We start from the raw sequence: 14447 nt of genomic DNA on the forward strand, positions 1-14447 counted from the left end.
GGATTGGGCTGTCTGACTAAGTGAGAGGGGGCTTAAATTTTAAATTTTCCTACAACTGTCTTGAGGGCTTCGGCTATACCGGAGAGTTCGCCTGCCCTGGTCTTCACGTGGCTACTGGAGATATTCATATCGTTTGCACTGCTGTTTACTTCTGCAATCTCTGCCGAGATGCTCTCTGCTACGGCAGAACTGCTTGCCACGTTCTCGCTCACCTCGGTGATACCGCTTGAGGCCTGGCTGACATTGATGGCAATTTCTCTTGTCGTCACACTCTGTTCCTCAACCGCGGTGGCAATGGTTGCCACAATCTGATCGACATCGGCAATAACCTGACGAATCTCATCAATTTCTTTTACGGTGACTCCTGTTGCCTGTTGAATGCCATCAATTTTTTCCTTGATATCAAGGGTTGCATTGGCTGTCTGCTGAGCCAGATCTTTAATCTCATTTGCCACCACCGCAAAGCCCTTACCTGCCTCACCGGCACGAGCCGCCTCGATGGTGGCATTAAGGGCCAACAGATTTGTCTGCTCGGAAATTTCGGTAATGGCCTCGGTTACCCGGGTGATTTCAGCGGCGGCTGTGCCAAGCTCGTCAACACGCTGTGATGCCTGGCGAGAACGATCAACGGCCTGTTGGCTGATGTTTTTTGCTTTGCTGGAATTCTCGGCAATTTCGCCTATGGTTGCGTTCATCTCTTCAGCGGCTGCGGCCACCATGGAAACATTGACCGAGGCCTCTTCCATTGCTGCTGCCACAGAGTTTTGGTTGGCGCTCATCTCTTCAGCCGATCCTGCCACCTGGGTTGATCTACTGGCGGTATCCATAACGCCTCTGGCCATATCATCGGAGATATTGACAAGTTCTGTAGCAGAGTTGTCCAGAACGTCTACCCGCTGATTAATGTCTCCTATAACGCCCCGCAGGCTGGTTGACATCTCGTTAAGCGAGATTGCCAGCAGGCCAATTTCATCCCTTTGATTCACATCCATCTGCTGGGTCATATCACCTTCTGCCATCCTCCTTGCCAGTTCAACTCCCTTGGAGAGGGGGCGGGTGATGAGGATGGTCAGGAAGACCCCTAGCCCCAAGGCCAGTATAACGCCCACGATAATGCCAATAATGATGAGTTGTTCACCGTTTTTGGCAATTGACTTAGCCTCTGTTGCAACTCTATGAGCTCCTGCCTCTGCCTTGACAGCGATGGCATCAATAGCCGTATTAACAAGATCCTGATAGACCACCGCATCCTCTAGTAGGAGGGAATTCATCTTGCGAAATTTCTTATAGGCTGTGACAACGGGCTTTGTCATTTTTGTTAGCAGAGAAAATATTTTTTCGCTCTTTGGGTAGACGTCGCTTTCCATAAGCTCTTTTGCCTCGACAAGGCGACCTGTCTTGGTGGCCTCTTTTACCTGAGCTGCAGCTCTGTGAAACTGGTCATGGGCCCTTTTGGTCTCTCCTGTCAGGGCAAGGATTTCCGGATTGCGGGTATCCATATTGTTAAGCCATTTGCCAAGATTACAGGCATGAGCATCTGTTCCGCCACTAAATGCTTTATCTACTGAAACGAGCCTAGCCAGTTTTTTCAGGAGAACCTCATGGTCTCTTTCCACTTGAGCAAGGAGACTTTGGAGTCGCATGGGATTGACAATATCGCTGGCTACAAGTTGTTGAGAGAGATCCACTGCCTGATTATTGACCTCAGCCCATTGTTTAAGGTTCGCCTTTACGTCCCGCTATTCCGATTCTACTTCTTCGGCAAATGGTAACTTCTGGAAATCGACAAGAACTTCCCCGTAACTGGCCCTTATCGTGGCAAGATCCGCTACGGTCTTCTCCCGCTGCTGAACGGTGGCATATGGGGTGAGCAGAGAGCGCATCATCCCGCCAATAACAGCTGATTCGGCTTTGATTTGCATAATTTCTTTTACTGCCGGCATTCTATTGTTAGCGAGTTCCTGTTCATGGTGATGCAGGTCTTCCAGTTGAAAGATGCCAACAAGACCTACAAAAAGCACAATCAGGGCAGTGAGGGCAAAACCTCCCCCCAGTTTTATCCCTAACTTTAAATTCTTCATTCTCTCTCCTTGCATGTAAGTACGTTTGATACGTATGTACCAATAACCAATGGATAAATATCTACACAGACTTTTTCTTCACCTTTACCGGAGGTGGAGTGACCATGCAGCTAGCTAATTTATCGTCTTAAAACGCTATACTCTTTATTGGTATTTTGTCTGTCGAAATGAGCTGTGGGGGAGTATGTGTTGAGGTGAAGATCTTTTTCCACCTTGAGCTGAAAACTGTTTTGAAAATAGATTTTGCTAAAATAGATAGTTATCGGCAGTGTTCGGTATTGGTTTCTCTGGCGTCCTAACTGTTTATGGGCAAATACTCTTCCCTAGAAAAAAATAGATAGAAGGTGTAGGCTAAAAGGATATAGAATAAAGTGGTTAGTAATGTTTATTGACAATAAATGCTCTTCAAAGAATATGGAGAGATTCCTCAACTACCCTGGCATAAAACCATGAGCGCAAAAATTATAAGTGGTACAGAAATACGAAAAGAGATCCTTGGCGAAATAAAAGATGCCGTGACGGAGATGAAGGACAAATACGGTACTGTCCCGGGACTTGTTACCATCCTTGTTGGCGAAAGCCCTGCCTCAATGAGCTATGTTTCCTTGAAGATAAAAACAGCACTGAGTCTTGGCTTTTATGAGGTGCAGGAGAGTTTGTCTGTAGAGACAACAGAGGCAGAGCTTCTGGCCCTTATTGAAAAATATAATAACGATGATTCAATACACGGTGTACTTGTGCAGTTACCACTGCCAAAGCATATTAATGAACAAAATATTATTACCGCAATTGATCCGGATAAAGACGTTGATGCCTTTCATCCTGTAAATATTGGTCGTCTTATGATTGGTGGAGATGATGTGAAGTTCCTGCCATGTACTCCTGCGGGTATTCAAGAGATGCTTGTTCGTTCCGGAGTTGAGACGGCGGGTGCTGAAGTCGTGGTGGTCGGTAGGTCTAACATAGTGGGTAAACCCATTGCTATGATGATGGCTCAAAAGGGCATTGGTGCTAATGCCACCGTGACCATTGTCCATACGGGAAGCCGTGATCTTGCTACTCATTGTCGCAGGGCTGATATTTTGATTGTTGCGGCAGGAGTGCCTAATCTGGTTAAGCCGGAGTGGATAAAACCGGGTGCAACGGTAATTGATGTGGGTGTTAATCGAGTGGGCACCAACAGTGAAACAGGCAAGGCTATTCTCCGGGGTGATGTTGATTTTGAAGCGGTCAAGGAAATTGCCGGCAAAATTACCCCTGTTCCGGGGGGGGTGGGACCTATGACCATTGCTATGCTTATGAAAAACACCCTGGCTTCAGCCTTAGCGCATAGTAGCTAGCCAGAAAGGGAGGTCGTGTGGATCGAGGTGACTTGCATAAAAGAATTGATCTGGAACTCAATGCGGGCACAGCGCGGGAAGATATTTTTAAGAAGTTATGTAGCAGGGCCGCCGTGGGCCAGGAAAAGAAAATAGCCCTGGCAATTGTCTGTATTCCAGAAGCGCAATTGCGAAAGGCCTTTGCCAAGAGAAATCTTGTCCTCTGTCTCCTTTTGATTTTTAACGGCCTCCTCTCCCTTTTAATAGAGTTTCCTCTTGATCCACAGAGACATATATTTCTTAGCTGGGTAAAGATAATTATGCCCTTTATTTTGGCTGCCTTTTGTTACTCTTTTTACGGTGCCGCCTATCGGTTCATGGCCCTCTGCTCACTGCTGGAGCTTTTTGAAATAGGGGGCACAGCATTCAATCTACCACTGACAGATCTTGCCGGATTAAAATTATTGGTTATCCTTACTGTTATGGTCCTTTCCTGGCATATTGCCCGAAAAGTGTTCCCCCACCTGGGTGTTCTGGGTCTACGTAAAGACCAAAATGGTAACTATCTACTATAAAGCTTCATCTGCTTGGAATTTCATCAAAAAAATATGACCGTATTTCGATTGAACAGAGACTGTACCTTTCCCCACCCGAAGCATGCAGAGTCAGATGGTTTACTCGCAGTCGGCGGTGATCTCTCCGCCAAACGTCTTATTAACGGCTACCGGGATGGTATCTTTCCCTGGTATTCAGAGGGTGATCCCATATTATGGTGGTATACTCATCCCCGTTTTGTCATATATCCTGACAGGTTTACTGCAGGAAAACGCCTGATGCGATATTGGAAAAAGACCAGCTATACCTTCACTATAGACCAGGCATTTTCGCAAGTTATTGGCCTCTGCGGTTCTTCCCGAACAGGCCGAGGTGAAGAGACATGGATACTACCCGAAATGCGAGAGGCATATGGACAATTACATGAGCTTGGTTATGCCCATTCTGTTGAGTGCTGGGATGTTGACAGGCTGGTAGGGGGGCTTTATGGGGTAGAGTTAGGTGGCGTTTTCTTCGGTGAATCTATGTTCTCAACTGTAAGTAATAGCTCTAAATTTTGTCTTATTTATTTAGTTGAACAGGCCCGGAAAAGGGGCGTTCAACTTATTGATTGTCAAATGACCACCCGGCATCTTCTTCAGTTTGGTGCGGTGGAGATAAGCGGCGAAAAATTTTACCAACATCTGCAACTGCTTATTGCTGATATCGGACCTCAACCTGCGTGGAAAATATGAGTGTAAAAATAAAGATTTGTCCTCTCTGTAAAAAAGAAAACAGGACAGAAGAGAATATTTGTTCTGTATGTGCTCAGGTTTGTCTTCACCTCGAACGCAATCTTGAGCTCAGTTCGCGTCTCAAACAACTTGCTGACCAGTCAGATGGACAGGAAGAGATAGAAGAAGAATTGCCAGATGTCCTTGATGCAGTGCGTTATCGTACCTGTGATAGAGATAATAATACATGGTATATATCTATCAGTGAACTTAGTCGACAACCGGTGGAAATATTTGCCTCAACAGCCTTTGATAATGATCATCACCTGCAATCTAAAATTTCCAATTTGACAACCATAACCAGGCTGATTTCTCTTATTCTTCGTCATATTTTTATGGGAGAGAGGTTAAGTCTTGAAAAAACAATTATGCAAATTGAGAGAAGTTCGCGACAAAAAAATGATCTCCCGGAAATGCTCTCTAAGGTACTTGGTAACTATGCGCAAAAAAGACGGCAGTGATCTCCCCTCCCTTATACCTTGAAGACAGATTGGTAGATCAGAGATGTTTTTTGCAGATATCGCTGAACCCGGTGAAGTTCAAAGAGGTTCTCGACCTTAAAGGTGATTTGCCAGGCCGGTTCAGGGACTTCGTGGCGAACAGAAACTAACTTTACCTCGTGAATCTTCATAAAAATTGGTGCATTACTTAATGCTGACATTACCTCGGCACTTGAAGCTCGGGGAATCGATATTATTTGCGGTTTACGTACATTTGTCTGACGAGTTCTCCAGGTAATATTGACAGCATCGTCACGGCGAAAATTTAATTTTTCTAACGTTTTGCATCGTTTATGATGTACTGAAAGTCCATGAGGGGTAAGCAGAGCAAAATTATCCTTAGCGGTAGGATTTGGCTTACAGCAGGAAGAGAGCTTGACTGAGACAGGATCCAGAGTGGTGATCTCTATGGAATTAAAGGCACCGGTTGGGTCTACTAGCGGTGAAATGCCATCAAAGAGATCCTCTTTAATGGCACTGATGATGGTGTGCAGATGCAGGCGGCCTTCGCCAATGAGGGCATGGAGGTCATCAAGGCAATCAATTGAGAACCTTTTGAGGCAAATGTCGATATTAGGGGAGGTTAGCAGGTCGATCGGTAAACCATAGCGGAGCATTTCTTGACGTAATATAGTTGCTCCGACAATGGTGGTTACCTTGCGGCGTCGAGCTCGAAATCCCTTTGCTAATTCTGAACGGGCCCGAGGTGTTTTGCAGGCAGCAAGATTTTCCTGCTCAAAGCGAATAGGTTCATCGGAGTGAATGACACGAACCATATCCCCATCCCGTAAAACATGAGCTGGGCCAACCTTCTCGCTACGAATAAGGGCACCTAGACAGGACAAACCAATGTGGGTATGCACCCGAAAGGCAAAGTCCAGCACCGTGGAATTAACAGGGAGACAGATAAGGTCACCATTGGGGGTATAGGTATAGACTTCTTTTTTACCGCTTGCGGCAATGACATCCCGATAGGAGAAAGAGTCGTCTGTACCAATAATATCAAACATTTCCTGTATTTCTTGGACAAACTTACCCTGCTTGCCAGTTTTGGAGCTCCAGTCACGAAAAATACCACGTTGTCCCTGTAGGGCCATCTCTTTGGTGCGAATTTTTACCAAATATTTCCGGCCTTCAATGATGGTTCTGGCATGAAGTCCTTGGTAACCGGTTGGCTTAGGGTTAGAGATAAAATCACGAATGGTGCGGGGAATAGGAGGGAATGTCTGATTGACAACGCCCAGGGCGTGGTAGCATGAACTTGGTTCATCGACCAGTATTAAAATTTCTACAGGTGTGTCTATCTGCTTGAGCAAGATATGACTGTTGGTGTCATAGTATGCCCACAGATCCTTAATTCTGATATTGACGTCACAGTCCAGATCTAATTCTGAAGCACTTTCCCGCAGTGCCTCTGCTATTTTTGTTACAATAGGCTCATTACCAATATTTCTAACATAGCCCTTTAATTTAACACCCTGCTTAGGGAACTTGTATAAGAGGGCAAGGTTATACATCTCTCGTTTCATGCAAAAGAGGCCAAAGACTGTCGCCAAGGGAGCATAGATATCAAGGGTCTCGTCTGCTATGCGCTGTCTTTTACGTTTTGGCATCGCCTGTAGGGTACGAAGGTTATGGAGGCGATCGGCAAGCTTGACGAGCATAACTTCTGGACGCAGGGCTGCGCCTGAAAAAATCTTTCGATGGGTTCTTTTTGAATTTAACTGTTTGTTGTCAGAAACATGGGTGACCTTGGTGCATCCCTCTACAATTGCCTGAACATAGGAACCAAAAAGTTCACCCACCACTTCAGCAGTTACCTCTTCAACATCTTCAATCGTATCGTGCAAGAGGGCTGCTGCCAAAATTTCCGGATGGGTAATGTCCATCTCGCCGGCAAGAATCTTTGCGACATAACAGGGATGAAGAATGTATGCATCTCCTGATTTACGCCATTGATCGTCGTGGGCATCCACGGCAAAATCAAGCGCACGCCAAAAGACATCGTTTTCCTCTTTGACACCTAGGATGCGTTGCATCTGGGCACGATAAATTTCAAGATCAAAAAGAATATGTCGCATAGACTTTAATAAAAATAATAGAGAATTAATATAAAAAATTATCAAAAGAAATTCAGGCCATCTTTTTCATAGAGATTCTGCTATAATGCAGAATAGGTAAGAAAAGTATAACATCCCTTTAACAATCACTGGTACGTTTAATAACAGACATCTTTTACATCTTTTTTGCTACACTAGAGTAGAATTTTATCAAAGTTTCCGCCTTGAGGAAAACAAAATCCCTATGACCAAGAAAAGAAAGCAGAGCTATAAAAAAAAATCGACCTCTTTTTCGCCTAAAAAAACACAGAAATTAAATAGTCAAGAAGGCGAAATACTTTATCAAATATACGCATCGCAGGCACCTCTCAGGGCAAAGCAGATTTTTGCTAAATGTAAAAAATATAGTTACGAGCAGCTACAAAACTCTCTGCATACTCTTGTTCAGAAAAAGATCATTCATCTTGTTGGCGGTAAGACCTATGTTGTCTCTAATAAGGAACTTTTTTGTACAGCCATCCTCGACGCAAACCCCAGAGGATTTGGCTTTCTGCACAATATGGAAAGTAATATAGAGGCCCAACTGCCGCTTCAGGATCCCTATGTGTCTCAATATAATATGAGCCAGGCCCTGCACGGTGACAAGGTACTGGCCTATATTTTTCGAACAACTCAAAACGGCAGATCAGAGGCAGAAATATTTCATGTTATTAAACGTGGACTGAACAGGATAGCCGGAGTTATTGCCATTGATGGTAGTAAGGGCATTGTTGTTCCCGAGGATAAGCGACTTCCCTTTGTTGTCCAGGTCACCATCCCTGAAGATATGTCTGTTCGGCATGGTGATGGCGTTATTGTTACCCTGAAACAGACGGCTACTCCTGATAAAGTTCGCCAGGGAATGCTCCTTGAAAGTTTTGGCAGTCCCGACTCGGTAAAAAGCCAAATTCGTTTTGTGGTAGAAAAAAGTGTTTTGCCCGATAAGTTCAGTGGGGAGACATATGCAGAACTTGAACAGATGGGAGGCGAAGATCATGATCCCAAGAGAGTTGATCTGCGGGACATTAAGTTTGTTACCATCGATGGAGATACAGCCAAGGACTTTGATGATGCAGTCTGCGTTGAAAAAAGAGGAGTGAACTTTAGGCTTTATGTTGCTATTGCCGATGTATCCCACTTTGTTAAGGTAGGCTCTGCCCTTGATCGGGATGCCTATGAGCGTGGTACTTCTGTCTATTTTCCCGGGACGGTGATTCCCATGCTCCCGGAAAAATTATCTAACAATCTCTGTAGCCTCGTGCCAGATGAGGATCGTCTGACCCTGACGGCCATTCTTGATATTGATAGGGCTGGTAAACTGCAAAAAAAATCTTTCTGTAGGTCACTTATTAGGAGTCAGCACCGTTTTACCTACACTAGGGTGCAAGAGATACTTGATACCCCCGGCTCAGTAAGTGCAGATGAGAAGGCATTTCTCTCCATGTTGCAGGAGGCAGAGAAACTGGCCCGTATTCTCAAGGAGAAAAGAGCTATCCGTGGTGCTCTTGGTTTTACCATGCCTGAGTCAATAATCCTTCTGGATAGTGAGGGGGAGGTAGAAAATGTTGCGCGTAGCGAGGCTCACTTTTCGCAAAAAATTATTGAAGAGTTTATGCTCTCTGCCAATGAGGCGGTTGCCGAATTTTTTACTGAGCAGGGTTGTTCGGCCCTTTATCGAATACACGAAAAGCCGGATGTGGATCGGGTAAAAGAATTTGCTACCTATGCTCATAACCTTGGCATGCAGCTGCCCCCACCGGATAATAGTCCTGCCTGGTTTGGCCGGGTTATTGAGGAGAGTAAGGGGAGCGAGAAGGAGTTTGTGGTTAATAACCTCCTCCTGCGCAGTATGAAACAGGCAAAGTACTCAGCCGATAACGTGGGCCACTTTGGCCTTGCGGCAACGGATTATACCCACTTTACCTCTCCCATTCGCAGGTATCCTGATCTCATGGTTCACCGTGAACTCTGTCGTCTCGTCGGTTATCTTCCTGCCGAAACCAAAAATCGTTCCGCTCAGCAGGCAGGGGATTTCCTTTCAGGCCGTGAACGGGTTGCCACCAAGGCTGAGAGAGAACTGGGGGACAGGCTGAAATGCATCTTTATGGAAAGATATATTGGTGAGACATTTAAAGCTATTATTTCAGGAGTAACAGATACCGGATTTTTTGTTGAACTTAAGGATTTTCCTATTAGTGCCTCGGCACCTATTGAGGAGCTGGTAGAGGATATGTATCTCTTTGATTATCGGGGTCACAATCTTATTGGTCAAAATAAGGGTGCCTTTTTTAGTCTGGGGGATTCTGTTGAGGTGACTGTTCAGCGTATAGACAGGGCTAGAAATCGTGTAATTGTGGCACCGGTACAGTAGATGTGAAAGGGGGCCTCTCCCCCTCTTAGCTGGGATTAAATTTTCTGTTTTTCTTGAGCTGTTGATGCAATGGCTAGTTTGGATTTTGCATGGAAAGATTCAATCTTTAGACAGGAAATTCCCGGGCTAGGACAATACAAAAATATATTTAGGGGCATTTTGCTGGCAGAATAATCGCAAAATGTTACGGAGGATTCTCTGCAATGGATAATAGTAATTGGATGTTAACACTTCTCGAAAACCCCTTTGTAAAGGGGCTCCTGCTTGGACTTATTTTGTGTTTTATTATTTATGTACGAAATTTTGTGCGAAGACGGGAACTTGTAAAAGAGGTTGAGCGCCTGCGTACCCATTTGCATACCAAGTTGGAAATTGATTCCAGAGATAATGAGAGACGTAAACTGGAGTATGAAAAGCTTAAAGAGGAGCGGGATAATTTGCGTATTACCGTTCAATCTTTAAATCATAAACCAGGTCGAAAAGAGATCCGCCAGTACTTTATCTATCAAACAGCCCTTGATATTATGTTTGAAAAGGCGCCTGGCTTTGCTCCAGCCTGGCAGATAACCTTGAAAGAGGCGGAGAGCTTATTTGAAAAATCAGAGAGAGGGGTGATGCCACTGCTGAAAAGATTTATGCCTTCCAATATACATAAGCAGGCTGAAGAGTTTGAGAAGATTAGTAAAAAATCTATTGACAATAAGCTGTTAGGATGATGACACTGCAGACGATTCAGATCGTATGCAGTGTCATCGCAGCCCCATTAGATATAGCACTCATTGAGTCCATAAAGTGGGCAGTTTGGGCATAGTGGTTTGTTTTTTTTGCAAAATTTCTTTGCCGTCATAACGATAAGGGCGTGATATTCGTTGAAGATACTGGCCTCTTCTTCGATATTTGCCATAAAGGTCTTCTGCATTGTCTGATAGTCTGTCTCCTCATCCACCATATTATGGCGGGAAAATATCCGATGGGTATAGCTATCTATAACAAAGATTGGTTTGCCTGCTGCATAGAGTAAAATGGCGTCCGCAGTCTCTTCGCCGACGCCTCTCACCTTGAGCAGGGCCTGGCGAGCCTGTCCGAGTTCATCGGCTAGTAGGGCATCAATCTTGCCCCCATAATTCTCTGCTATCATTACCAGCAAATTGCCTAGTCTGGCTGCCTTGACATTAAAAAAACCGGCAGGTTTGATGAGCTCTGCTAAGGCTTTCTCGGGCAGGGCAAGCAGAGCATCGTAATTTAATAGATGAGCAAACTCCAAATTAGCCAGGGCCTTTTCGACATTTTTCCAACTGGTGCCTTGGGTTAAGACGGCACCAACGATGATTTCAAAGGGGCTTTTAGCCGGCCACCACTGTTGAGGACCAAAAAATGCTAACATTTTTTGGTATGCCTCTTCATAGGGGGACACGCTAATCACCCAAGCAGATGCCAATATCCCGGGCGGTTTGCACCTTGTCACTGGTGAGATCAACCTTCTTACGTGCCCTGATTGCATCTGCTATGGGAACAGCTTTCATCTCTGAATTTTTCAGGGCTACCATATGGTCAAAGGTTTCCTGCTCCACCAGTCGTACTGCTGCTGCGCCAAATCGAAGTGCCAATAGTCTGTCAAAGGTGGTTGGAGAGCCGCCTCGCTGAAGATGTCCCAGAACAAGGGAGCGGGTGTCTTTGTCGGTACGCCTCTGTATCTCTGTGGCAACCCATTCTCCTACTCCGCCAAGGATAACCTCCTGACGTCCAGGTTCTAATCCGCCCTTAATAAACCGTTGGCCATTAAGCGCCTGTGCCCCTTCGGCCACTACCACAATAGAGTAATCCTTACCGCGTAGATCATTGTCTGTAATTTTTTCACAGACCTTGTCCATATCAAAGGGTACTTCTGGAATGAGAATAATATCCGCTCCCCCGGAAATACCAGAGTAGAGGGCTATCCATCCGGAATCACGTCCCATGACCTCCACCACCATGACTCTGTCGTGGGATTTTGCCGTGGAGTGCAATTTGTCGAGGGCTTCGGTGGCAGTGGAGACGGCAGTGTCAAAACCAAAGGTTCTGTCAGTCTCTTCAAGATCATTATCAATGGTTTTGGGTACACCGATAACAGGCATTCCCTTTTCGGCAAATTGGTGAGCAATCTCCATGCTACCGTCACCACCGATGGCTATGTGGCAGTCAAAGTTCATTCTCTTGAAATTTCGCAAGATTTTATCAGAGATATCGATGACCTGTGTCTCGCCTGCTAGATTTTTAACAGGATTTGCAAAGGGATTGCCCTTATTAGTTGAACCAATAATGGTTCCACCAATTGCATAAATACCCTCTACATCACGGGGTCTTAGCTGTATCATTTCCTCTAAATCTAAAAATCCGGCATAGCCGTTGCGACTGCCATAAACTTCCCATCCTTTTCGATAACAGGCATGGACAACAGCGTAGATAACTGCATTGAGACCAGGGGCGTCACCACCACCCGTAGAAATCGCTATTTTTTTCATAATTGCTCTCTTCTGATAATCAAAAATTATTAAATGACACCGGTAGATAAATCTCTTTCCCTCAATATACCTTCCACCCAGGCTAAAAACAAAAAGAACAGCTGTTTGCTGAGTAGCTATAAAAAAAACTATACCTAGACTTCATGCTATGGTAAATACTTATAAGTAAGCTACGAGATTATATTGTAGTTATAGGAGTTGGTGGATTGACTATCCAGACAAACCACCTTATTTTTTAGGTATGTCTGAATGCACTGAGAGTAATGGTTTCTCTCAATATGCTGTATTCACAATATATTACTATCACAACTGGAGAACACTCATGTCTGATTTCAACGTAACAGACTTGGCTATAGACAAGTTGAAAGAATACATGGAGCAGAATAAGATTGATTCTGCTCTTCGTATTGCTCTTATGCAGGGCGGCTGAGCTGGCCCATCTTTGGGATTGGCTCTGGATGAGCCAAAAGATAATGATAAGAGCTTTGATTTTGATTCAATTACTTTCCTCATCGAGGAAAGTCTTCTTGAAACCACAGGCGGCGTGAAGGTTGATTACCTTGATGCTGGTCCTCGTTCTGGTTTTAGCATCTCCTCCGTTGTTCCATTGGCGGGTGGCGGTGGATGTAGCTCGGGCTCCTGTAGCTCTGGCAGCTGCGGTTGATCTGCTACATAGTTTTTTAGCAGTTTAAGGCATGCCTCTCCGGCATGCCTTTTTTGTTTGTCCTCCTGCTCGTCTCCCTGTACATTTTTCTGTTTTCAACCCCTTTTCCCTGGCAATCATCTTGATTAAATCATTGACTAAGGGTCTTTCATGACTACTTTCTCCTTTTGAAAAACAATAAGAGTTATCTTGTATATAAGGAGAAAAAGATATGCAACTTGATAAGTTTACCCTTAAGTCTCAGGAGGCCGTTCAGGCCGCCCAGCAGCAGGCAAGACAGATGGGGCATCAGGAAATTCATCTCAGCCATCTAGTCCTTGCCATACTGCAACAAACCGACAGCATTATTATTCCCGTTCTCAAAAAAATGGGTGTTCAGCCGCATATGTTAGAGGTGGCTTTGCAGGAGGCCCTTGCTGCTATACCTAAGGTCTCCGGCAGTGGAGCGGGCCAGGTCTACGCCTCTCAGGCCCTGACTACCCTCTTTGACTCGGCCAGTGATATTGCCTCATCCATGCAGGACGATTTTGTCAGTATGGAACATATTTTCCTTGCCGCCCTACGGGTAAAAAAAGATGCTGTTGCAGATGTTTTTAAAAGAAATCAGGTGAGTGAAAAACAGTTCCTTCAGGCCCTGATGGATATTAGGGGTAATCAAAGGGTTACTGATCAATCTCCTGAAGAGAAATTTCAGGCTCTGCAAAAATATGCCGATAATCTTACCGATAGGGCAAAACAGGGCAAGATTGATCCTGTCATTGGTCGTGACGAAGAGATACGTAGGGTTATTCAGGTTCTTTCTAGACGTACCAAGAATAATCCTATTCTCATAGGTGAACCGGGTGTTGGTAAGACTGCCATCGTTGAGGGACTGGCCCAACGGATTGTTGACGATGATATTCCCACCACCCTGAAGAATAAGCAGGTTGTTACCCTGGATATGGGCGCTCTTATTGCCGGAGCGAAGTATCGGGGTGAATTTGAAGACCGTCTTAAGGCGGTGCTTAAAGAGGTGGAGAAGCAGGCGGGGAATATCATTCTCTTTATTGATGAGCTTCATACCATTGTCGGGGCCGGTGCCTCGGAGGGATCAATGGATGCCTCCAATATGCTAAAACCTGCCCTGGCTCGGGGGGAGTTGCACTGCGTAGGTGCCACCACTCTCAACGAATATAAGAAGTACATTGAAAAAGACACCGCCCTTGAACGAAGGTTCCAACCCGTTCTTGTCCAGGAACCCAGTGTTGAGGATACCGTGGCTATCCTCCGTGGGATTAAGGAGAAGTATGAGATACACCATGGTGTCCGTATTCAGGATGCGGCCACCGTTGCGGCGGTAACCCTTTCTAATCGTTATATTGCAGATCGTTTTCTCCCCGATAAGGCCATTGACCTCATCGATGAGGCGGCTTCGCAACTGCGGATTGAGATAGATTCTATGCCAACGGAGATTGATCAGCTCCAACGCAAATGTATGAAGCTTGAGATAGAGCAGGAGGCTTTGAAGAAGGAGAAGGATTCAGCCTCTATCTCCAGGCTTCAGGAGAGTAAGAAGCAACTCGCTGATCTCAGTGATGAGCTTAA

13 protein-coding genes (1 of these 13 cut by a window edge) are annotated in these 14447 nt (G+C 45.2%); 8 read left to right on the top strand and 5 right to left on the bottom strand.

Features of this window, described 5'->3' with window-relative positions; genetic code table 11:
- Window positions 1-32: 32 nt before the first annotated feature.
- Window positions 33-1688 carry a methyl-accepting chemotaxis protein gene (locus DP_RS09695; protein ID WP_011189140.1) on the bottom strand — a complete coding sequence of 552 codons (1656 nt, stop codon included), beginning with the start codon at window positions 1686-1688 and terminating at the stop codon, window positions 33-35.
- Window positions 1689-1739: 51 nt separating this feature from the next.
- Window positions 1740-2081: an MCP four helix bundle domain-containing protein gene (locus DP_RS18580; protein ID WP_041277858.1), complete on the bottom strand. Its 342-nt coding sequence runs from the start codon at window positions 2079-2081 to the stop codon at window positions 1740-1742.
- A gap of 449 nt (window positions 2082-2530) precedes the next feature.
- Here DP_RS18580 and folD point away from each other — a divergent pair, with 449 nt between their 5' ends.
- Genes folD through DP_RS09720 form a run of 4 tightly spaced genes read left to right on the top strand, consistent with a single transcriptional unit; the run spans window position 2531 to window position 5189 of the window.
- Complete coding sequence (gene folD, locus DP_RS09705) at window positions 2531-3421, top strand: bifunctional methylenetetrahydrofolate dehydrogenase/methenyltetrahydrofolate cyclohydrolase FolD (protein ID WP_041278621.1); 891 nt, start codon at window positions 2531-2533, stop codon at window positions 3419-3421.
- 17 nt (window positions 3422-3438) lie between these two features.
- Entirely contained in the window at window positions 3439-3975 is a 537-nt protein-coding gene (locus DP_RS09710; RefSeq protein WP_011189143.1) for a hypothetical protein, read from the top strand.
- Between the two features lie 33 nt (window positions 3976-4008).
- Entirely contained in the window at window positions 4009-4689 is a 681-nt protein-coding gene (gene aat / locus DP_RS09715; protein WP_041277859.1) for a leucyl/phenylalanyl-tRNA--protein transferase, read from the top strand.
- Window positions 4686-5189 (top strand): TSCPD domain-containing protein, encoded by a 504-nt coding sequence (locus tag DP_RS09720; RefSeq protein WP_228130137.1) that lies wholly within the window; start codon window positions 4686-4688, stop codon window positions 5187-5189. Before aat ends, DP_RS09720 begins: the two co-directional genes overlap by 4 nt.
- An 11-nt stretch (window positions 5190-5200) precedes the next feature.
- Here the strand turns inward: DP_RS09720 and DP_RS09725 are convergent, their stop codons facing one another.
- On the bottom strand, window positions 5201-7309 hold the full coding sequence (locus tag DP_RS09725; RefSeq protein WP_011189146.1) for a RelA/SpoT family protein: 2109 nt from the start codon (window positions 7307-7309) through the stop codon (window positions 5201-5203).
- Between the two features lie 223 nt (window positions 7310-7532).
- Between DP_RS09725 and rnr the strand changes: the two genes are divergently transcribed.
- Together rnr and DP_RS09735 are read left to right on the top strand one after the other, a co-directional pair.
- Window positions 7533-9698 (top strand): ribonuclease R, encoded by a 2166-nt coding sequence (gene rnr / locus DP_RS09730; RefSeq protein ID WP_011189147.1) that lies wholly within the window; start codon window positions 7533-7535, stop codon window positions 9696-9698.
- Window positions 9699-9901: 203 nt separating this feature from the next.
- On the top strand, window positions 9902-10414 hold the full coding sequence (locus DP_RS09735) for a hypothetical protein (protein WP_011189148.1): 513 nt from the start codon (window positions 9902-9904) through the stop codon (window positions 10412-10414).
- Window positions 10415-10461: 47 nt separating this feature from the next.
- Here DP_RS09735 and DP_RS09740 read toward each other — a convergent pair whose 3' ends face one another.
- Window positions 10462-11082, bottom strand: coding sequence for an endonuclease III domain-containing protein (locus DP_RS09740; RefSeq protein WP_011189149.1), 621 nt, complete (start codon window positions 11080-11082; stop codon window positions 10462-10464).
- Window positions 11083-11113: 31 nt separating this feature from the next.
- Complete coding sequence (locus DP_RS09745) at window positions 11114-12199, bottom strand: 6-phosphofructokinase (RefSeq protein WP_011189150.1); 1086 nt, start codon at window positions 12197-12199, stop codon at window positions 11114-11116.
- A 322-nt stretch (window positions 12200-12521) separates the two neighbouring features.
- Between DP_RS09745 and DP_RS19200 the strand changes: the two genes are divergently transcribed.
- On the top strand, window positions 12522-12863 hold the full coding sequence (locus tag DP_RS19200) for an IscA/HesB family protein (RefSeq protein ID WP_332925360.1): 342 nt from the start codon (window positions 12522-12524) through the stop codon (window positions 12861-12863).
- 211 nt (window positions 12864-13074) lie between these two features.
- Window positions 13075-14447, top strand: partial view of an ATP-dependent chaperone ClpB gene (gene clpB / locus DP_RS09755; protein WP_011189151.1) — the 5' portion only. The gene runs 1234 nt beyond the window's last position; only the first 1373 of its 2607 coding nucleotides appear in the window; its start codon is at window positions 13075-13077; its stop codon lies beyond the right edge, outside the window.

Origin of the sequence: Desulfotalea psychrophila LSv54 (assembly GCF_000025945.1) — a bacterium.
GTDB classification, from domain to species: domain Bacteria; phylum Desulfobacterota; class Desulfobulbia; order Desulfobulbales; family Desulfocapsaceae; genus Desulfotalea; species Desulfotalea psychrophila.

Coding starts and splice junctions, on each gene's coding strand:
- rnr (WP_011189147.1), top strand. CDS start 7,533: ATGACCAAGAAAAGAAAGCAGAGCTATAAAAAAAAATCGACCTCTTTT.
- DP_RS09720 (WP_228130137.1), top strand. CDS start 4,686: ATGAGTGTAAAAATAAAGATTTGTCCTCTCTGTAAAAAAGAAAACAGG.
- DP_RS09735 (WP_011189148.1), top strand. CDS start 9,902: ATGGATAATAGTAATTGGATGTTAACACTTCTCGAAAACCCCTTTGTA.
- aat (WP_041277859.1), top strand. CDS start 4,009: ATGACCGTATTTCGATTGAACAGAGACTGTACCTTTCCCCACCCGAAG.
- DP_RS09725 (WP_011189146.1), bottom strand. CDS start 7,309: ATGCGACATATTCTTTTTGATCTTGAAATTTATCGTGCCCAGATGCAA.
- DP_RS09740 (WP_011189149.1), bottom strand. CDS start 11,082: ATGTTAGCATTTTTTGGTCCTCAACAGTGGTGGCCGGCTAAAAGCCCC.
- DP_RS18580 (WP_041277858.1), bottom strand. CDS start 2,081: ATGAAGAATTTAAAGTTAGGGATAAAACTGGGGGGAGGTTTTGCCCTC.
- folD (WP_041278621.1), top strand. CDS start 2,531: ATGAGCGCAAAAATTATAAGTGGTACAGAAATACGAAAAGAGATCCTT.
- DP_RS09745 (WP_011189150.1), bottom strand. CDS start 12,199: ATGAAAAAAATAGCGATTTCTACGGGTGGTGGTGACGCCCCTGGTCTC.